Origin of the sequence: Chromohalobacter sp. 296-RDG, from assembly GCF_029889885.1 — a bacterium.
Taxonomy (GTDB): Bacteria; Pseudomonadota; Gammaproteobacteria; order Pseudomonadales; family Halomonadaceae; genus Chromohalobacter.
This window is the reverse complement of record NZ_JARANY010000110.1, coordinates 1-4,637: the sequence shown is the minus strand read 5'-3', so window position 1 is coordinate 4,637 and position 4,637 is coordinate 1. Positions and strand designations below refer to the sequence as shown.

General features: G+C 56.7%; 5 protein-coding genes and 1 pseudogene. 2 read left to right on the top strand and 4 right to left on the bottom strand.

The window, feature by feature from the left end; all coding sequences use genetic code 11:
- Both OP495_RS16610 and OP495_RS16605 read right to left on the bottom strand, forming a co-directional pair.
- On the bottom strand, positions 1-718 hold a 718-nt coding region (locus OP495_RS16610; RefSeq protein WP_280570831.1), incomplete at its 3' end, for an Ldh family oxidoreductase.
- Positions 718-1,083: an NAD-binding protein gene (locus tag OP495_RS16605; RefSeq protein ID WP_280570830.1), complete on the bottom strand. Its 366-nt coding sequence runs from the start codon at positions 1,081-1,083 to the stop codon at positions 718-720. The genes OP495_RS16605 and OP495_RS16610, both read right to left, overlap by 1 nt.
- Before the next feature lie 4 nt (positions 1,084-1,087).
- Between OP495_RS16605 and OP495_RS16600 the strand changes: the two are divergent.
- A pseudogene (locus OP495_RS16600) lies at positions 1,088-1,216 on the top strand (IS481 family transposase); the annotation flags it as partial.
- Positions 1,217-1,358: 142 nt separating this feature from the next.
- On the opposite strand, the gene OP495_RS16595 reads toward OP495_RS16600, so the two are convergent.
- Both OP495_RS16595 and OP495_RS16590 read right to left on the bottom strand, forming a co-directional pair.
- Positions 1,359-2,270 carry a hydroxymethylglutaryl-CoA lyase gene (locus OP495_RS16595; RefSeq protein ID WP_280570828.1) on the bottom strand — a complete coding sequence of 304 codons (912 nt, stop codon included), beginning with the start codon at positions 2,268-2,270 and terminating at the stop codon, positions 1,359-1,361.
- A gap of 14 nt (positions 2,271-2,284) precedes the next feature.
- Entirely contained in the window at positions 2,285-3,490 is a 1,206-nt protein-coding gene (locus tag OP495_RS16590) for a CaiB/BaiF CoA-transferase family protein (protein ID WP_280570826.1), read from the bottom strand.
- A 145-nt stretch (positions 3,491-3,635) separates the two neighbouring features.
- On the opposite strand from OP495_RS16590, the gene OP495_RS16585 reads away from it, so the two are divergent.
- The gene (locus OP495_RS16585) at positions 3,636-4,529 is read left to right on the top strand and encodes a LysR substrate-binding domain-containing protein (protein WP_280570824.1); all 894 of its coding nucleotides are present in this window, start codon (positions 3,636-3,638) and stop codon (positions 4,527-4,529) included.
- The last annotated feature ends 108 nt before the right edge of the window (positions 4,530-4,637 follow it).

Here is a 4,637-nt window from a genome sequence, read left to right as displayed (position 1 = left end):
ACAGAGACTCGTTCATGATGGCTAATGCAGATCCTTTGGGGCCTCCAAGAGGAAGCACAAACCATTGCTCTGCGGCCTGCGCGTCCGTGGTGGGTTCTCCCTCACTATCCAGCGCCCAACCCTTGGGGATTGATTCCTTGCGCTTGGCGCTTTCCACAATCTTTCCGCGTGCAACTACGGAAGTGGCCATATCGCGCAGGAGTGGTGTCTCGTATTGGGTGGGGGAACCGAATGTGAAAGGGTTGGTACCTATCACCGCTTGCCGTCCGCCGAACACGGCCATGGAGGGGGGGGCATTAGTCATACTGATAAAAATGCAGCCTGATTTGATCACCTTCTCTACATAATAGGAGCCAGGGCCGTTATGGTTGCTGTGGGCTACGACACACGCGTAGACGCCTTCATTCCGTGCTGTATCGATGGCGGCCTCGATTGCGGCCCGGCTCGTTACGGGGCCTGGAGCGTTATCGGCATCCACCATGATAAAGGCGGGGGCAGGGCGTTTAACCTGAATCTGGGGGTGGGCATTGACCACACCAGCCCGAATACGCTCGGCGTAAATGGGGATCCTCGTCAAACCGTGTGACGCGTGGCCACGTAGATTTGCGTGGATGAGCACATCGGTCACAATTGCAACATCATGACTGGCTAGGCCGCTTGCTTCGAAGACACCGTTAGCGAAAGCTCGAAGTTGCCCCACGAGAAATTCTTCCGTCATTAGCTATCTCTCCTAGAGTCGTTGCCATTGAGCCTGTCGTAAAGAAGACCTAGTGCTGCACTATCGAGGTGTGCAAACCCGGAATTGCACGAGGCTTGCATTAGCTGGTGCGCTAGGGTGGTTGCCGGCTGAGAGCGCTGATAATGAGTACCGACAGCACTCGCAATGCCAAGATCCTTTTTCATCAGATCCGAGCGAAATCCGCCCTGTAGTTGATTGTCGATATAGCGTTGGCCGTGCGTCTCAAGGACACCGCTGCGAGCCGCGCCGGTCGATAGCACTTCCTGCATGAGTTTGGGGTCGACCCCAGCGGAACGGGCTACGGCAATTGCCTCGCAGACGCCCATTAGATTGACAGCTACCATCAACCAAAAAGCCTTGCATCATCAGACACCGATAGGTGCAATGAAACAATGGCAAGCCGACAGGCCTGAATTATTCTGGAAGCGCGTGATTAATCATACGGGACCCGATGCCATGTCGGATCGGGGCCGATAGTTGATCCCTTTTTTGGCGTGGATGGATGCGATATCCACCCAGGCCGATCCCAATCAAGCCGATCGGCGCAAGATACATACTCCAGCGAAGTCTACAGGACTGACCGTAACGACTTCCGAGATACCCACATGAAATGAAAGCTTCAGGTCGGTATCGGATAACGCCGGTCAGCCTTGCCCGCCTTGATGACGTGCCCCGGCGTATCGTGGCCGACCAGATCGGGCAGAACTTCAGATATTGCCAGCAGCGCATCAAGATCGACACCGGTATCCACACCCATCTGCTCAAACATATGTACGAGGTCTTCACTGCATACGTTGCCTGTGGCGCCAGGGGCGTAGGGGCATCCGCCCAGCCCACCCAGAGACGCGTCGAAGTGCAAAATGCCCGCCTCCCAGGCCGCCAGTGCATTGGCTAGACCCATACCGCGTGTATTGTGGAAATGCAGTGTAAAGGGTACCTGCGGCCAACGTGCCACGGCGCTCTGGCACAGGTGCTTGACTTGAGCCGGATTGGCGACGCCAGTGGTGTCACAGAGCGTGATGCCCTGCACGCCGATCTGGAGTAGTTTTTCTATCAGTGAGAACACCCGCGCCTCGTCTACCCTTCCCTCAAAAGGGCACCCGAAGGTAGTAGAGAGCGAGGCATTAATAAACACGCCGGAACCTTGGACATACGTCACGATCTCGGCAAATTGCGCCAAGGATTGCTCGGGGGTCATGCGTAGGTTCGCTTGGCTGTGCGAGTCACTCGCCGACATCACCAGATTGATTTCATTCACGTCGCATTCCAGCGCGCGCTGGCAGCCCTTGAGGTTGGGTACTAAGGCAGTGTAGATGACACTAGGGTGACGCTGGATGCCCTGCATAACATCCGTGGCGTCACTCAGGCTGGGAATCGCCTTGGGCGAAGTGAAGGACGTTGCCTCGATCTTAGCTAACCCGGTCGTGGCGAGCCGATCGATCCATGCGATCTTGTTCTGCGTCGGCACGAACGTTGCCTCAATCTGCAGACCATCGCGCGGAGCCACCTCATTGATATAAATACGTGACATAATGCCCCCTAGACTTAAATGATACCGCCTTTACGCAATTTGTGGCGCGTTTCTTCATCGATACCCAATTCGTCGAGCACCTGCTCGGTATGCTGGCCCAAGGGAGGGCCGCCCTGACCAAGCCGCCCCGGTGTGGCGCTGAGCTTGGGCAGCACAGCCGGCACCTTGAGCGAGCGACCGCTGGACGTTTCAGTGGTCTGGATCATCTCGCGGGCCAGATAGTGTGGATCATTGACGATATCGGCAGCCGTATAGGGATACCCCGCCGGGACCCGAGCCTCATCGAGCCGCGCTAGGATCTCCTCGCGCGAATGCTGACGAGTCCAATCAGCAATGGCACCATCGATCAACTCGGCATGCTTGCTGCGCCCATCGTTATGCGCAAAGCGTGCATCCGTGCCCAGATCCTGGCGGCCAATGACCTCCATCAAGCGTTTGAAGATGCTGTCGCCATTACCAGCAATCAGCACATAATCGCCATCTTGGCAGAGATAAGCATTGGAAGGCGTGATGCCGGGTAAAGAGCTACCACTGGGTTCGCGAATCTGATCACTGGCGTCGTATTCGGGGATCAGGCTCTCCATCATCGCAAAGACCGACTCGTACAGTGCCACATCAATGACCTGCCCTTGATCACTACGCTGGCGCTCCTGCAATGCCAACAGCGTACCGATCACGGCATACAAGGCCGATAGAGAGTCGCCGATGCTTACCCCCACGCGTACCGAGGGCTGCCCCGGGTGACCGGTCAGGTAACGCAAGCCGCCCATGGCTTCGCCAATCACTCCAAAGCCGGGCTTGTCGCGATAAGGCCCGGTCTGGCCGTAACCCGAGATACGCACCATGATCAGACGCGGATTCAGTTCGGAAAGTGCTTCCCAACCCAGCCCCCAGCCCTCCAGCGTCCCGGGACGGAAGTTCTCGACCAGCACGTCCGCCTCCTGGACCAACCGGCGCACGACATCTTGGCCTTCGGAAGAGCGCAGATCCAGGGCAACGGAGCGCTTATTGCGGGTCTGGATATGCCACCACAACGACGTACCCTCTTCGACTATTCGCCATTTGCGAAGCGGATCGCCAGTGCCGGGCGGTTCGATCTTGATCACGTCAGCACCGAACTCACCCAGCAGCTTGGTCGCGAAGGGACCGGCGATCAATTGGCCAAGCTCCAGTACCTTAAGGCCTTCGAGAGGTAAGCTGCGGGATTGGGGTAGAGTCATTGAGAGAGGCTCCTTAGCGGGAATAGACTCAGGATGTGACATCCCAGCGGCAGGAACAATTAGGCGCTAAGCAACTTAGCTTTCGTTTTCTACGAAGGCATGTCTAAGATGGTGTTTTCGCCGATGTGCAACAAGGAGCGCCAGTATGGGGCGTTTTGATTTTGTCACCTTGAAGCTGTTCGTGTCGGTAGCCGATGAAGGCCGTCTCACTGCTGCCGCAGAGCGCGAGCATTTGGTCTTGGCTGCAGCCAGCAAGCGGATCAGCGATCTCGAAGCGCAGCTGGATACCGTCCTGCTGTATCGTCGTCCGCGTGGCGTCGAGCTTACCCCCGCAGGGCACGCGTTTCTTCATCATGCTCGTAAAATTCTAGGAAACATCGAGCGTCTGCATGCCGACATGAGTGAGTATGGTTCGGGTATCAAAGGCCATATCAGAATCTACTCGAACACCTCAGCGATCATCGCGTTTCTTCCCAAAGACCTCAGCACCTTTTCGCAGCGCTATCCTCAGATCAAACTCGACCTGCAAGAACGGGTCAGCTCCGAGGCGATCAGCGCCCTGCGCGAGGGCCTGACAGATATCGGCATCTTCGCCGGCCACGTGCCTTGCGACGATCTGCAGGTGCTACCGTATCGTAGTGATCGATTGGTCCTCGTTACCCCACGCAGCCACGCTTTAGCGGCGTGCAAATCAATCTACTTAGAAGAGGCGGCCGGTTACGACTTCATTGGCCTGCAACAGGACTCTTCATTGCAGGACCTACTGCATGAACACGCTAGCCGTGCCGGTAAGACTCTGCATATGCGGATTCAAGTGCGTAGCTTCGATGCGATCTGCCGCATGATCCACTACGGCATGGGCATTGGTGTATTGCCCGAAAAAACCATTTACCGCGACCTGGGCGACCTACAACTCTCGAGCATCCCCCTAAGCGATGGCTGGGCCACGCGGGAGATCATCGTCGGCATGCGCCAGTACGATGCCTTGCCTGTCACCGCACGTCACCTTGTCGATCACTTGACTGGCTTCAGGACCTGAGCCCCACCCTTCGCTATCGCCGAAGCCTCACTTTCCCAATTGTTACTTCTTCGGTCCTGACACCTCGGATACGGTTCAATCTAGACACGCCCGCTATTAGCACGATAG